The sequence below is a fragment of the Pluralibacter sp. genome (genome assembly GCF_019237635.1).
Lineage (GTDB): Bacteria > Pseudomonadota > Gammaproteobacteria > Enterobacterales > Enterobacteriaceae > Enterobacter_B.
In genome coordinates, this window is record NZ_JAFAGS010000061.1 from 1 (window position 1) to 15,390 (window position 15,390).

The window sequence follows — 15,390 nt, forward strand, 5'->3', positions numbered from 1 at the left end:
TCACCCCCGGCGCGTCATGGCCGGTCACCGAGACCACAATGCCTTTCTCATCCACGCCCTGGCCTTCAAAACGCAGCTTGATGCCCAGCTGCGCCGCCGCCATCCCGACAAACTGGCGCACGGAGTACTGCACGCCGGTGGCGATCACGAAATCTTCCGGCTGCGCCTGCTGTAGCATCATCCACTGCATTTTGACGTAGTCTTTGGCATGTCCCCAGTCACGCAGGGAGTCCATGTTGCCAAGGTACAGACGCTTCTCCAGCCCCTGGGCAATGTTGGCGATAGCGCGGGTGATTTTGCGGGTCACGAAGGTTTCGCCGCGACGCGGGGATTCGTGGTTGAACAGAATGCCGTTACAAGCGTACATCCCGTAAGATTCGCGGTAGTTGACGGTTATCCAGTAGGCGTACAGCTTGGCGACGGCATACGGCGAGCGCGGGTAAAACGGCGTGGTCTCTTTCTGCGGGATCTCCTGCACCAGACCGTACAGCTCCGAGGTCGACGCCTGGTAGAAACGGGTTTTCTTCTCCAGCCCCAGGAAGCGGATCGCCTCCAGCAGACGCAGGGTGCCGATAGCGTCGACGTCCGCAGTATATTCCGGCGACTCAAAGGAGACCGCCACATGGCTCATCGCGCCGAGGTTGTACACCTCATCCGGCTGCACTTCCTGCAAAATACGCGTCAGGTTGGAGGTATCGGTCAGGTCGCCGTAGTGCAGGTGAAACTTCGGGTTGCCAGCGTGCGGGTCCTGATAAATGTGATCCACGCGTTCAGTATTGAACGAGGAGGCGCGACGCTTAATACCATGTACTTCATACCCTTTTTCCAGCAGCAGTTCTGCCAGGTAAGAGCCATCCTGCCCGGTTACGCCGGTGATGAGAGCGACTTTAGTCATGTTTCTGTTCCTCAATATTTACGGATTCCACGCGTTCGCGCGTCACCACTGCGGGATTACCCCGGCAAATCGCGTTTGCCGGTAATGATTTAAATACGCTGCTGCGCGCCCCCACCACGGTGCCATCGCCAATCGAGACCCCGGGTGCGACAAAGACATCCGTCGCCAGCCAGCATTTTTCGCCAATCACAATCGGCGTCGCGGTAATATCAAAATGCGCACTGCGGTAGTCGTGACTGCCGGTACACAAATAACACTTCTGCGATATCACGGAATTTTTGCCGATGGTGATATCACCCAGAGAATATAAAACGGCGTCATCCCCCACCCATGCGTAATCGCCGAGCGTTAATTTCCATGGATAGGTAATTTTGACTGATGGACGGACCACCACATTTTTCCCCACCTGCGCGCCGAACAGGCGTAATAAAAAAGCGCGCCAGCGATAAAATATTTGTGGCGACCCGGCAAACAGCGTTGCCTGTACCGCCCACCATAACTGCACCTTAATACCTCCCGCGCCCCGGAACCCTTTTGGCACCGAGAATCCACTTAATTCCTGCATAATCTGCCATTATATTCAGGTTTTGTTATATAAGGCTTTTGCTTTACCGGTGGTGCGCAAACGTAATAAATAAGACAACGCCGTCAGAACCCCTGGCATGCGTAATATATTGCGCTGCACGGCTCTGGCATCCTGGCACAGTTGCAGATTATTGGAGGTTGATACGCCGCCCATGGAAAATTCCGAAACCAGTCCTTTAATACGCGTAAAGCAATACCCGGCCTTATACATTCTGGCGGTCAGCGCATAATCAGAAGAAACGCGATATTGCAGATCGTACGGGTATTTCTTGAGCCCGCTGAGCGGGAAAAAGATTGCCTGATGGCTGGCTGGCAGGCTGTGGTAAATATACCAGCCGGGTTTGGCGTCCCGACGGCGTTTATGGCCATCGCCAAAATCCAGCAGCGCGTCGGCAATCACCATCGCATCGTTTTTCTTCGCCGCCAGCTGCGCCACCACCTCCGCCGCATCCGGATGAAACACGTCCCCGGAATTGAGAAACAGCGCAAAGCGGCCCTGGGCCATGGCGATGCCTTTATTCATGGCGTCATAGATGCCGTTGTCCTTCTCGGCGACGTAGCGTAACCGGTACTCGCCGTTATGCTTTTTCAGAAATTCCTCAGTACCGTCGCCCGAGGCGCCATCGACGACAATCCACTCAAACTCGATACGCGGATCGCGCGCCAGATGGGCCAGCGATTGCCAGGTTTTTACCACGCCGTCATAATTACGAAATGCAACGGTAATCACACTTAGCAGCATATTCCACCTCATTCGCTGTGCGTTATCTTCAGCGCTTTACGCAGAATAAACGGACAGACAATTAAAAAAGCATATTCCGGACTAAAAATAGAGCCAGTAAAGAACAGCGACACCGGAAAAAATAAATACAACTGCACACCAAAATTCTGGTTGTTGCCAAACGCGGTAATTGTCATTTTCGCCACGTTTAGCAGATACCACACCGTGAGCAATATGGCGAACCATGAGAAATAGATAATTAACAGATACAGTCCATTATCTATCGTTTTACCAACGTCCGCACCGTTAAAAATTCCGAATGACGCGACATACTCATACAGCGAACCAAAACGCACCACCCCGTCAATATGGGTTAATGAATACCCCACCATCACCAGAGGGCCAATAATTCGGTAGTACGATGACGACCCTTCTGTACCGAGGTCGCCAAGCCGCTCAGAAATATACGGAAAAGCAAATACCACGCCGACTAAAAAGACCGCAAAAGAGATAATCGCCAACGGCAGTTTTTTCCTAATCGCCTCCTTATTCAAGTACTGAAAGGCCCACTCCAGCAAATAAAATAAGATAAAAGCCATTACTCCGGAAAATGAACCCGAAAGTATTATCCCTGCCAGAATCATACCATCGGTTTTCGCTGTTTTGATACCGAACTGTTTGATACTGAGCCAAATTGAGATTAATGCCAGAGCGAAGAACGCTGGTTCAAAATAAAGCGCGGTGGTCCGCTTGCCGCCAAACTTGATAAAGTTGAGCACATAGCTATTGCTGTAAATCAGAAACTTCGAAATTGTTTCCATCAGGCTACTGCCGCCGCTGAGAATAATCTGCGCCATTTCAGCCGCCGCCAGCATCACCACCAGCGTGACCACCGCATAGAAAAAGCGCAGGATTTTACGGTGGTTATGCGGCGAGATGGTCTTAAAGCGAATACTCCACACCATGCCGATGATGATAATGATGTAGACAAACAGCATCGTCGAAGTGACGTACTTGCTGGCGTCAAGCGACTTGCCGAAGACGTAATTAAACAGCGTCAGCCCGCCGCCGATACCGAGCGCAATCATCAGCTTTTTCAGATTGATGCGTTCGACGTACAACAACAGCAGCACCGGCAGAAAGGTCACTATTGTGATGGGAAAACTTTCCCCCAGTTGCGCGATTTTGACGTTAACCAGCAGATAGATTAACGGCAGCAGCAGGTAGCTACAGACTCTGATAGAACGAGACATACTCCTCCAGCATCTGTTGCCCGCTGTAGGCCTGACGGCTGCGCTGGTGAAACGCCGCAAGCGTGGTGGCGAAGACCGCCTGCGCAATCTGCGCTTTCGGCAATTGCACCAGCGCCAGCACCTCCTCGCGCGCTACCGTACGGCCGCCGGATTTATCCAGCACCTCCTGGGCGGCGTCACTCGGCGTCGCGATCACCGGGACGCCGATGGAGAGCGCTTCGCAGAGGATAAGCGGGTAGTTATCGACCCGGGAGCTGAACAGCAGCGCATCCATCGGGTTCAGCGCGTTCATCAGTTGGCGTTTGTCGGTCAGAAAACCGTGGTTCACCACGTTGCTGCCGCTAAACGGCGAGAACTTGCCGAAGGTGTGAACTTCTACCGCCTCGCCCAGCGCGATAATATCCCGCACCAGCTGCTGGTCAGTTTTACCGTCGTAGCGCAGGTCATGCGCCACGACGGCGATTTTCGGCGTCTGGCCCGTCACCACCTGCGGCGACAGTTCGCGTAAAATCGCCTCGGTCGCCACATCAATACCGTTATTCACAATCCGGCAGTGCCCTTCGCCGTAGAGTCGGTTAAACGCCTGGGCGACATGCAGACTCGGCGAAATAAACTGACAGCCCAGCGCGATCATCTCGCGAAACAGCAGGCGTTTGCCGCCCACCTGCTGACGCGCGCGGTCGATGTTGACCGGCGGGTAGTTGGTCAGCGTCGGGCATTTCACGCAGCCGGTTTGCCAGCCATCGCAGCCGTCGAGAAACGCGCAGCGCCCGGTCACGCTCCAGTGGTCGTGCAGGGTCCAGACAACGCGGACATCATCCCGCTGCGCCTTCAGGCGATGACAAAACGCCACCACCTCATCCAGGTTTAGCCAGTAGCTGTGCAGCACATGAAAATGCAGCACCAGCGGCCCCGGCGTGCGGGTGACGGTTTGCCACAGACCGTTGAGATTGCCGAACAGGTCGCGATTAAACAGCCGAAACAGCGCCAGATTCGCCATTGAGGTCACCCGCGCGGTGTGCTTGATAACATTCGGGTAGCGGTCATGGCTGACGCTCTTGTTACCGCCTTTACCGTAGCCATACACAAAGCGCGATGACAGCCCCTGTTGCAGCGCCCGCTGGTGCAGGTCAAGCGCCACACCTGCCGCCCCGCCCTCCGCAAGACGGACGTTAAATTGCAGAATATTCATATGTTCACCTTCACTCGCGCTTTCTCTCCCACCACCCGCGCATCGTCCGGCACGCTGTCGAGCACCACGCTGCCTGCGCCGACCTTCACGTTATGGCCGATACGAATATCGCCAATCATCACCACGTTGGCGCCCAGCTCGACGTTGTTGCCGATAACCGGGCAGGCCAGATTGTCTGCCCCGCGGTTGCCGATAGTCACGCCATGGCGGATGACAAAATCATCCCCGGCCACCACGCGTTTATTGATCACCACGGCATAACCGTGATGGATGACGAAGCGACGGCCAATGGTCGCGGCAGCCTGAATTTCATAGCCAAACAGGCACTCTGTCGCCAGCCGGTACAGCACCAGCACCGGCGCGGCCCACAGGTTGTTGAGGATATTTTTCTTACGCCACACGGAGCAAAAATGGGCGATACGGTAGGCCATCACCATGCAGCAGGGCCGCAGGCTCCAGCTGTTGGCACGTAAATCGTCGAGCATCATTTCCCCCGCAGGCCGTCGGCCAGACGTTTGCCGTTACGCAGCGAGAACAGCGTCAGCAGCGTGCGCCAGTTCATGCGCTTATTGCGGATCTGATAGAGCGTAAACAGCTGGTACTTTTTGCTGGCGCGGTCAAATTTGGCTTTGTGCTTGCGATAAAACTGGAAGTAGCCGGAGAATTTTTTCGGCGACGAGGTTATCTGCATCTCGCCGTGGTTAATGTGCAGGATTTGCGTCGCGTCCTCGACTTTCCACGGCTCGCCGTACGCCACCACCATACGCAGGAAAATGTCATAATCCTGAGCGGCTTTGAGCTCGGTATCAAACAGGCTTTCTTTGAAGCGCCACGCCCAGGTAAAGACCTGGTTGCCGATGATATTGCGCTTGTAGAACAGCTGGCGCGAATAGGGGGATTTCGGGTACAGCGGCAGACTCGCCGGCTGCGAATAGACTTCCCCTTCGCAGACGTAATCATTGGCGTACAGGAACGCATGGCACTGCAACTGCTGGCGGTACGCCAGGAACACCGACAGGCGATTCGGCGTCCACTCGTCGTCGTCGTCAATGCCGGTGATAAACTGGCCGGAGGCCTGCAAAATCGCCTGATTGCGCACCGCGCAGGCGCCGCCGTTGTGCGCATTACGGGTATAACGCACACGCGCATCGTTAAGCCCGGTGATAAACTGCTGCAGTTGCTCCCAGGCGGCGGAGCAGTCGTCCACCACGATAAGCTCCCAGTGGGGATAATCCTGACGCAATACGGATTTAATCGCGCGAATGGCCAGCTGCTGTCGGTTCCACGTGGGCATATAAATGGAGATCAGCGGATGTTCGTTAATTACCATAAGAGACCTGCCATGATTATTGACTGTCGGACTTGTATTCGTACTCGTAATAACCGTAATCCTGATAACCGGAGGCACGGCGGAAGATAGAGTTGAGGATCACGCCTTTCACCGGGATGCCGTTCTGCCCGAAGCGGCTCAGGCTGGTTTCCACCTCTTTGAGGGTGTTCACCGCGTAGCGCGCCACCATCAGCGTGGTGCCGACATGACGCCCGACGATACCGGCATCGGTGACCGCCAGAATCGGCGGGGTATCGATAAGCACCAGGTCATAGTGCTCGCTGGCCCATTTCACCAGTTCGGCAAAGCGCCCGCTCATCAGCAGTTCGGACGGATTCGGCGGGACCTGCCCGCGCGGGACGAGGTCAAAATTGCTGATGGAAGTCCGCTTGACGCTCTGGACAATCTCGGTTTTCCCGACCAGCCATTCCGCCAGCCCGTTATCATTGGTGGTGCCGAGCAGTTCGTGGGTGTAGCCCTTGCGCATATCGCAGTCGATAAGCAGCACGCGCTTGCCAGTCTGGCTGATGACGGCCGCCAGGTTGGCGCAGACAAAGGTTTTGCCGATCGACGGGCTGACCCCGGTCATCATCAGCACGTTGTTGGCGGCCTGCATCATGGCGAAGTGCAGGCTGGTGCGCAGGCTGCGCACGGCCTCAATGGCGAGGTCGGTCGGGTTGCCTACCGCCAGCAGTTGGCTCTGCTTATAGCGCTTGACGCCCTTGACGGTTTTCACCTGATCGCGCTTTTTCTGCCATTCCGACAGCGGAATGCTGGCATAGACGTTAATGCCCTGCTCTTCGAGCACCTGCGGGCTTTCAATGCCGCGGTTGAACAGCGAACGCAGCAGCACGCCGACAATCGACAGCATCAGGCCGAGAATAATGCCGCCGAGGACAATCAGCGCTTTTTTCGGCTTCAGGACGCCCGGTTGGGTAATCGCCTGGTCGACGATTCGCACATCGCCCACCGTGCTCGCTTCCTGAATCTTCAGCTCCTGCTGTTTATTCAGCAGTTGCATATAAACCTGCTGGCCGGATTCCACATCCCGCGTCAGGCGCACAATTTCCTGCTGGGTCTGCGGCATGGCGGTAATGCGTTTGGTGAGGCTGGCTTTCTCCTCCTCCAGCGTACGGCGCTTCTCCAGCAGCGTGCGGTAGGCCGGGTGAATTGTGGTATACAGCTTGGAGATTTCCGCTTCGCTGAAGGTCAACTGGTTAAGCTGGGCGTCGATGTTGACCATTGAGTCGAGCACCGATTTCGCTTCAAGCGACATATCAACCGAATCTTTCTGCTGGCGATAGGCGTTGAGCTTGTTCTCAGCGATATCCAGGCGACTGCGCACCTCCGGCAACTGTCTGGCGAGGAAAGCCAGGCTTTTCGCCGCCTCTTCCGATTTACGCTCCACATTTTGCGCAAGATAGTTGCGGGTGATGCTGCTGAGAATATCGCGGATCTGCTCCCGGTCTTCCCCGGTATAGGTCAGGCTCAGCACCCCGGTATCCTTACCGTTTTCAGTGACGGTGAGGTTATTTTGCAGGGTGTTTATCATACCGAGCGTCGAGTATTTGGTGACGGTAAACTCACCGCCCGCCTGGGCGTTAATGGCGCCGACCAGGATGGCAACACCGCTTTTGTCCAGCCTCTGCCCGACCTGGCCGCGGGCGCTAAAACCCCCGTCGCTGGTGAGCTGATACTGCGTTGGTCCCAGCACCTCAAGGGTGAAAACCTGGTCTTTCATCCCGGCGGGCAGCGTGAAGCTGTTGACGGTTACGGACTCGCCCGCCCGTCCCATCAGCCGCTCCCACCCCGCCCCAAGCAGCACAAACGTGTTTTTCGTCACCGCGATGTCAAGGTTCAGATCCTCTACCGTTTTACCCAGCACCATGCGCGACTGAATAAGCTGAATTTCCGCATCCGCAGCGGGCGGCTTGTTGCTCAGCGCCGAACTCAGATCCTGTACCAGCGAGCTGCTGGTGTTTTGTTCAATCTGCACCAGCGCATCCGCGCTGTAGATAGGCGTCGCGAACAGGACATAGATGACTGACAGGGCGGCAAACGCCGCGGTAATGCCAAGCACCCACCATTTCGCCTCTATTACCGTGCCGAGCAGGCGGCCAATATCGATTTCATCACCGCCAGCGGCCGGTGAGACCATCGGTTTTACGTTATCTGTCATTGTTATCCCTGCTGTACTTTCAACGCCTGCGCCCATCGGAGCGCGGACTGATCGAGTAAGTGGTACACGGCTTCAAAAGCGTCGCGGCTTTTACGATACGGATCGGGGATCTCACGCTCGTCGTCCCAGTGGCCGAACAGCATGACTTTTCCGCGCATCTCCGGCGCCAGCTCGCACAGCCGGGCGATATGGCGCTTCTCCATCGTCAGGATGAGATCGTATTCGCGGCACATCGTTTTGGAGATCTGTCGGGCGCAGTGCCCTTCAAGCGACAGGTTATGGGTCGCGGCAACGCGCATCGCGCTATCGTCCGCGCCTTTGCCCACCAGCGCCCCCAGCCCGGCCGACGCGACGGTTAGCGACGGAAGGTAGTTTTTCAGTAGCCGCTCCGCCGTCGGGGAGCGGCAAATATTGCCAACGCAAACCACAAGAATTTTGTTAAACATGGCGCATCACCAGGTATGAATGTCTTTCGCCGTGTCCGTCATGTAGCGTACGCCACTGATGGTTGGCAGCAGTTGGTTGATAAGACGGTTCCAGCGCGTTACCGGCGCGGTGGTCACATACACCACGTCATACGGCTGCAGAACGAAGTTGGTCGCCATCACCAGCGAGGTCGCGTCAGACATGTTCAACTGGTAAACGTTGGCAATTTTGCCGCTCTTGCCGTCTTTGATAGGACGGATCACGAAGATACCGCTGGCGTCGGAGGCCGTCAGGTCGATACCTTCCGCCTGCCCCAGCGCTTCGGTCAGCGTCATACCGCTGAAGTCCATCTTGAGGGTGCTCTGTTTCTTCACCTCGCCCATGACGAAGACTTTCAGGTCGTCATTGCGCGGCACGAACAGAATGTCGCCCGGGTACAGCAGGCGGTTCTGGCTGAGATCGCCGTTTTGCATCAGCGCCTGCAGAGAGATACGCTGCTCGCGGCCGTTGTGGGTCAACACCACATTGCGCCAGTCGGCAAGTTCGGTCAGGCCCCCTGCGGCGTTGATGGCGTCGAGCACCGTCAGCGGCACGTTGGTAATCGGCTGCTGGCCGGACTTAGTGACCTGGCCTGAGACATAGGCTTTTTGCGAGCGGAAAGCCGCAACGTTGACGTCGACCTGCGGGTCGGTGATGTACGCCGCCAGACGGCCGGTAATGACGGTGCGGATTTCCGCCAGCGTCTTACCGGAAACCTGCACACGGCCGATATAGGGATAGAAAATCGAGCCATCGGGTTGCACCCAGTTGCCGGTATCGCTGGAGCTGCGGTACTGGCCTGCGGGCGTGGTTAACTCCGGGTGATCCCAGACCGTCACGCTCAGAACATCCCCGGCCCCTACACGGTACTGATAATTGCTTAACGCCTGATCCAGCGACGCGTTCGGCTGCGCCACATCCGGGCGCGGGCGCATTTGTTCAATCAGTCGCGGGGTCAGCGGATAAACATTCACCATTCGGTCAATGTCGAAATCAGCATCCTGCTGCTTCATCACATCTTTTCCGAAGGTAGACATATTGCTGCCGGGAAGGACCGTGCAACCACTGATCAGGGTGGCAGACACCAATAATGGCATCAATTTTAGTTTGGATTTCATCATTGATTATTTATCACTTTGGCAGAAAAATTATCCTGAACGAATAAAATAAAGTCATATTCCTGCAGGGCAGGCATATCGAGGATGCCGTTAATCTCCGCATAATATAACCAGCATCAGTCCTAAAAATTATTCATTCGCCAGTATGCTCTTGACAGAATAATCGGGCTAATTATCACATCTGCAGACACGCTACCGCCCCTGGTTCTCAGCGACCAACACACTGCACTGACTCAGTTTCTAATTACCAAATCACACAAAAGAGTATTTTTTTGATGCCGGAAGAATTGTTGCAGCTAAGAGAATAACAGGCAAGTTGACAAAGGGTGCAGCATGTATTTTTAAGAATAATATTAAGCATATGCACGAAGCTATTTTTAGGAGTTTCTTTATATTGACATCAGCGGCGGAGGTGTAAATTCAAACAATTAGCCAGGCAATATTTCCAGCAATAATAAAAAACAAGAAGAATAAGGTTTTATAATTGCACGATGGCGTATTTATAAGATAATCCGCAGGTGAATATTAATATTGTTCCCGTGTATTCCATAATTAAATTATGATACCGGCGTCAAACACCGGATAATAAAAAGCCGGGCGGTGTGATACCTGCCCGGCAAAGGAGACAACCCGGACGCCAAGCGCGTCAGAGCTTGTCCAACAGTTTTTTCAGATCCTTGCTGTTCTGGTCGTTCTGGTTGCGGTCGGCCCACTGGTTAAGACGACGCTTCATCTCATCCTGAAGCTCTTTGCGCAGCGCCTGGTCTACCTGCAGGCTGTAGTTCAGCGACGCCCATGGGCCATAAACCCGCAGCGGAATCGCCGTTTTCTTCAGTACGGCAATCAGGTTGCTGTCGCCTTCCCAGCCCTCCAGCACGCGCACGTTAAAGCGCATATCGCCCTGCTCTTTGATCAGATCAAGCGAACCGCTGCCGTCCAGCACCAGCATGGAAGACTGCCCGCTCATGTTGCTGAAGTCGAGCACGCCGCTGTCGAGTGCAATATCACTGGCAAACAGATCCAGCCGGGTGGCGCTTTCAAAACTCTCTTTGCCCTTCACGTTGGTGCTGCGCTCAACCGCCTGCTGCACCAGTTGCTGGAAGTTAAGCCCTTCCGCCCGGGAATCGCGCAGCTCAAGGTGCGCCTGCCCCTGCCAGTCATGACGGAAATTGTCGGCGTCGACCTTCTGGCCGGAAAAATCACCAGCAAGCGACAGTTTACCGGTCAGATTAATGGGGTAATCAAACGCGTTGAGGATCGTCCCGATTTCAATGTTATCCAGCTTCGGCTGGAAGTTTGCCGTCGGTTCAGCCCCCCGGGCGTCCAGCGTACCGGGCAGTGACATCTGGCCGCCGTCCAGCGTCCCCTGTAGCTGGCTTATCGTCAGCAGCCCAAACTGGTTGCTGGCCTGTGCGCTGACGTTGCTGAAATTCATTCCGCGCCAGGTAACCTGACCGGCGTTGAGCAGCAGGTCAGCGCTGAACCCCCGCAGATTGCTGTAATCAGGCCGGGTATCGTTATCCGCGATCACCGGGCTTTGCTGACGCGGCGGCTGGCTCTGTCCTTGCTGAGTGACCGTTGTGGTCGCTGCAGGCGCCTCCTGCCCCAGCAGGTTATCCAGATCGAGTTTGTCAGCCTGCAGATTCAGCGTCCACTGCGGCTGCGTATCGCCCAGCACGACATGGCCTTCGCCGCGCAGCACGCTGTCGTTGGCCGTCAACGCAAGCTGGCTGAAGCTTAACGTCTTCTGCGCTTCCTTCCAGGCGGCCTGGAAGCTTGCCTGACCGCTGATGCCCTGTACAGGTAGCTCAGCGCCTTGAAGCGACCAGTTCATCTTATTAAAGGTCGCGGAGAGATTATCCGGGTAACGGCTGCCGTCGACCTGAGCGGTAAACGACAGCGTCCAGTCGCGCTGGTCGCGGTTCATCCGGCCCCTGAATTCAACGGTGGCCTGATGTTGCGCATCCTGTTCCATTTGCAGACGGATGTCGCGAACGGTCACCAGCTCATCGTTTGCATGCTGGAACACCAGCACGCTGTCGGCGACCTGCAAACGGGAAATATCAAATGACCAGCCGCTGCCGGTGTTGATACGCGGCAGATCGCTGTTTTTCGGCTCGACCGGGGCAGTGCTGTCTTTCACCGCTTCGGTCTGCGACGTCAGTTCGACGACTGCGCCTTTGAGCATGACCTTGTCGACCTGCAGCTTGTGCGAAAGCAGCGGCAACAGCGCGACATCGAGGCGCATATTGTCAGCCCGCACCAGCGGCGCGCTGGCGCCCGGCTCGGTCAGCGTCATGCGCCCGGAAAGAATGCTCAGCTGCGGCCAGACGTGCCAACGCAGCGGACCATCCAGCTTGAGCTGGTAACCGCTACGGGCAGCCACCTGTTTGACCATCCCGTCACGGAAATCATTCGGATTGACCAGCAGCACCAACGCCGAGAGGCCAGCAACAATGACCACCAGCAAAATCATCAGCGTCGTCAGAATTCGTCTCATGGCACCCTCGACGGTCAGTCCACTCAGTCTTTATCGATGCGGCTGGCAACCGCGCCCTGCTGATCGCGGTATTTCGCGTCTTCGCGACGGTTGTACGGGCGCGCCGCCGGGCCGGAGAGCGGCTCAAAGCTCAGCGCGCCGATAAGCATTCCCGGACGCAGCGCCAGCGGCAACTTGCCGGAGTTGAAAAACTCGAGCACGATGCAACCGGACCAGCCTGGGTCGATACGGTGCGCAGTCACGTGAACCATCAATCCGAGACGCGCCAGCGAGGAGCGTCCGTCCAGCCAGCCGACCAAATCCGCCGGCAGCGTGACCGATTCATAGGTCACAGCCAACGCCAGCTCGCCCGGATGAAGATAGAACGCGTCGCCGTCGGCCAGTACGATTTCTTCGCTCATCACCCGATCCAGCGCCGCGCTGACTTCGGCTTTTGGTCCGCTCAGATCGATAAACGCCGCTGTGTGGCCACTGAAGGTACGAAATTTATTGCCAAGGCGAACATCAACCGTCGCCCCGTTAATACGTTCCATCGGGGGACGCGGGGTAATTGCCAGACGGCCTTCATCCAGCCAGGCTTCAATATCTCGGTCACACAGACGCATGCGCTTTCTCCTTTTATGCATCACGCTCGCACGCCATCAGGCGGCAAGCCGAGTTTGCACAGTACCTAATTCAGGGAAATTATTCAAAAAACTGACTAATTTTAGCTTTCAGGATATCGATAGCGATGCGGTTTTTACCGCCGCGCGGCACGATAATATCGGCGTATTGCTTAGAAGGTTCAATAAACTGCAGGAACATCGGACGAACCGTCTTCTGGTATTGCGACATCACCGAATCCATCGAGCGCCCGCGCTCGTTAACGTCGCGCTTAATACGACGCATCAGGCAAATATCCAGCGGGGTGTCGACGAAAATAGAGAAGTTCATCTCGTCACGCAGGCGCGCATCCGTCAGCAGCAGGATCCCTTCGAGGATAATGACTTTTTTCGGCTCGATATGCACGGTTTCCTGCGTGCGGGTATGTTCTACGTAGCTGTAAACCGGCAGCTCAATCGCCTCGCCGCGTTTAAGCGTCTGTAAATGCTGAAACAGCAGGCTGTGGTCCATGGCGCTCGGGTGGTCATAGTTGGTTTTAACCCGATCTTCCATCGACAGATGGCTTTGGTCTTTGTAATAGCTGTCTTCAGGGATCACACCAATGTGCTCATCGCCAACCTGTTCACGTAATTCGCGGTAAAGCGTACTGGCGATGAGACTTTTACCTGAAGCCGATGCGCCAGCAATACCTATAATGACGCACTGATGGGACTTATCAGTCATAAATTTTTGCGACCTGATTAACCTGGGAGTAGGAAGGGCGACGCCGGAGCGTCAAACGCGGCAATTATAGGGATTTCAGCTCGCCGATACCAGTCGAATGCAACCGCCATGACGGTCATTTTTCGCGACATTATGTCAAATTTTAATCGGAAGAAGACATTCATGTCTCATGGGCTGTTAAATAATGGCCAGCCGCCATAGGAAATGTAAATTCTTTGTACTAGCATAATCCCATTGAATACCTCATCATTTCAGACAAGCATCCGGCAGGACAGACTTTGCGGAAAGTGGTACATGAAAACATCTGAACACTCTGTGTTGGCAACGCCCCCTTATCCTGTACTGCGCTTCGTCAGCCTCGGGCTTTTGACGTTTGTTTTTACCTGGTTCTGTCTCGAACTGACCCGTTTTGGCGGCATTCTTTCACCCATGTGGTTTCCCACCACCATTATGATGGTGGCGTTTTACCGCCATCCTGGACGAAACTGGCCCCCCATCGCGGTCGTCTGCATACTGAGCAGTTTGCTGGCATCGATGCAGCATGACACTATTCAGCAACTGGATTTTATCTACACCTCGATTAATGTGATTGAAGCGGTGGTCGGCGCGCTACTGCTGCGTAAACTGCTGCCGCAGTACAATCCGCTGCAAAACCTGCATGACTGGGTGCGTATGGTCCTCGCCAGCGCCGTCGTTTCGCCCTTGCTCGGCGGTTTTCTGGTACTGCTGTGCGCCCCGGGCGACCAACCGCTGCAAACCTTTCTGATATGGGTGCTGTCGGAGTCCGTCGGCGCGCTGGCGCTGGTGCCACTGGGGCTGTTGTTTAAATCCCGCTATTTACAACGCCATCGCGACCCGTCGCTGCTGCTGGAAACTCTGCTGACGCTGGTTGTCACACTGGCGCTCAGCGCCATGGCCATGCTCTGGATGCCGTGGCCATTTACCTTTGTCATCGTGCTGATGATGTGGAGCGCCGTGCGTCTGCCCCGCATGGAGGCCTTCACCATCTTCCTCATCACCGTGATGATGCTGTCGCTGATGATGGCGGTAGACCCGACGACGCTGATAACACCGCATGAACATGTGATGAACAATGCCCCCTGGCTGCCGTTTTTGCTCATGCTGCTGCCCGTAAGCGTCATGACCATGGTGATGTACGCCTTTCGCGCCGAACGTAAACATATCTCCGAAAGCGAGGAGCGTTTTCGCAACGCCATGGAATATTCGGCCATCGGTATGGCGCTGGTCGGCACCGAAGGGCAGTGGTTGCAGGTGAATAAGGCCTTGTGCAAATTCCTTGGCTACAGCCAGAACGAGCTGCGCGCCATGACCTTCCAGCAGCTCACCTGGCCTGAAGATCTCAACAGCGACCTTGAACAGCTCGAACAGTTGGTGCGCGGCGACATCAACAGCTACTCGATGGAAAAACGCTACTACACCCGCAAAGGCGAGGTCGTCTGGGCGCTACTGGCGGTGTCGTTAGTGCGTCACGCCGACGGTACGCCGCTGTACTTCATCGCGCAGGTGGAAGATATCAACGACCTCAAACAAACCGAATGGGTCAATAAGCGCCTGATGGAGCGTATTACTCTTGCCAATGAGGCGGGCGGCATCGGCATCTGGGAATGGGAGCTGGCGCCGGATATCATCTCCTGGGATAAACGTATGTTCGAACTGTACGACATTCCCTCGCATATGAAGCCGAGCTGGAACCTCTGGTACAACTGTCTGGTGGAAGAGGATAAAGAGCACGCAGAGCGGGTTATCCGCAACGCCCTTCACACCCGCTCGCCCTTTAAGCTTGAGTTTCGCATTCACGTCAAAGG

Annotated in this window: 14 protein-coding genes; 1 reads left to right on the top strand and 13 read right to left on the bottom strand. The window is 55.5% G+C overall.

Annotation, left to right across the window (positions count from 1 at the left end; translation table 11 throughout):
- From gmd to udk, 13 genes are all read right to left on the bottom strand, one after another.
- Positions 1–895 (bottom strand): GDP-mannose 4,6-dehydratase (gene gmd, locus JO226_RS07335; RefSeq protein ID WP_293545257.1); only part of this gene is annotated, 895 nt, incomplete at its 3' end.
- Positions 888–1,460 carry a colanic acid biosynthesis acetyltransferase WcaF gene (gene wcaF, locus JO226_RS07340; protein ID WP_293545259.1) on the bottom strand — a complete coding sequence of 191 codons (573 nt, stop codon included), beginning with the start codon at positions 1,458–1,460 and terminating at the stop codon, positions 888–890. The genes gmd and wcaF, both read right to left, overlap by 8 nt.
- Before the next feature lie 15 nt (positions 1,461–1,475).
- Positions 1,476–2,222 (bottom strand): colanic acid biosynthesis glycosyltransferase WcaE, encoded by a 747-nt coding sequence (gene wcaE, locus JO226_RS07345; RefSeq protein WP_293545262.1) that lies wholly within the window; start codon positions 2,220–2,222, stop codon positions 1,476–1,478.
- 8 nt (positions 2,223–2,230) lie between these two features.
- Positions 2,231–3,454: a colanic acid polymerase WcaD gene (wcaD, locus tag JO226_RS07350; protein WP_293545265.1), complete on the bottom strand. Its 1,224-nt coding sequence runs from the start codon at positions 3,452–3,454 to the stop codon at positions 2,231–2,233.
- Positions 3,429–4,646: a colanic acid biosynthesis glycosyltransferase WcaC gene (gene wcaC / locus JO226_RS07355; protein WP_293545268.1), complete on the bottom strand. Its 1,218-nt coding sequence runs from the start codon at positions 4,644–4,646 to the stop codon at positions 3,429–3,431. The genes wcaD and wcaC overlap by 26 nt, the downstream gene beginning before the upstream one ends.
- Entirely contained in the window at positions 4,643–5,131 is a 489-nt protein-coding gene (wcaB, locus tag JO226_RS07360) for a colanic acid biosynthesis acetyltransferase WcaB (RefSeq protein WP_293545271.1), read from the bottom strand. Before wcaB ends, wcaC begins: the two co-directional genes overlap by 4 nt.
- On the bottom strand, positions 5,131–5,970 hold the full coding sequence (wcaA, locus tag JO226_RS07365) for a colanic acid biosynthesis glycosyltransferase WcaA (protein WP_293545292.1): 840 nt from the start codon (positions 5,968–5,970) through the stop codon (positions 5,131–5,133). The genes wcaB and wcaA overlap by 1 nt, the downstream gene beginning before the upstream one ends.
- 22 nt (positions 5,971–5,992) lie before the next feature.
- Positions 5,993–8,155 carry a tyrosine-protein kinase Wzc gene (gene wzc / locus JO226_RS07370; protein ID WP_293545274.1) on the bottom strand — a complete coding sequence of 721 codons (2,163 nt, stop codon included), beginning with the start codon at positions 8,153–8,155 and terminating at the stop codon, positions 5,993–5,995.
- Positions 8,156–8,157: 2 nt separating this feature from the next.
- Positions 8,158–8,601 carry a low molecular weight protein-tyrosine-phosphatase Wzb gene (gene wzb / locus JO226_RS07375; protein ID WP_293545277.1) on the bottom strand — a complete coding sequence of 148 codons (444 nt, stop codon included), beginning with the start codon at positions 8,599–8,601 and terminating at the stop codon, positions 8,158–8,160.
- Between the two features lie 6 nt (positions 8,602–8,607).
- Positions 8,608–9,741, bottom strand: coding sequence for a polysaccharide export protein (locus tag JO226_RS07380; protein WP_293545280.1), 1,134 nt, complete (start codon positions 9,739–9,741; stop codon positions 8,608–8,610).
- A gap of 643 nt (positions 9,742–10,384) precedes the next feature.
- Positions 10,385–12,238 (bottom strand): outer membrane assembly protein AsmA, encoded by a 1,854-nt coding sequence (asmA, locus tag JO226_RS07385; RefSeq protein ID WP_293545282.1) that lies wholly within the window; start codon positions 12,236–12,238, stop codon positions 10,385–10,387.
- A gap of 23 nt (positions 12,239–12,261) precedes the next feature.
- Positions 12,262–12,843: a dCTP deaminase gene (gene dcd / locus JO226_RS07390; protein WP_293545285.1), complete on the bottom strand. Its 582-nt coding sequence runs from the start codon at positions 12,841–12,843 to the stop codon at positions 12,262–12,264.
- 79 nt (positions 12,844–12,922) lie between these two features.
- The gene (gene udk / locus JO226_RS07395) at positions 12,923–13,564 is read right to left on the bottom strand and encodes a uridine kinase (RefSeq protein ID WP_293545287.1); all 642 of its coding nucleotides are present in this window, start codon (positions 13,562–13,564) and stop codon (positions 12,923–12,925) included.
- Between the two features lie 294 nt (positions 13,565–13,858).
- Between udk and JO226_RS07400 the strand changes: the two genes are divergently transcribed.
- Positions 13,859–15,390 (top strand): MASE1 domain-containing protein (locus tag JO226_RS07400; protein ID WP_293545289.1); only part of this gene is annotated, 1,532 nt, incomplete at its 3' end.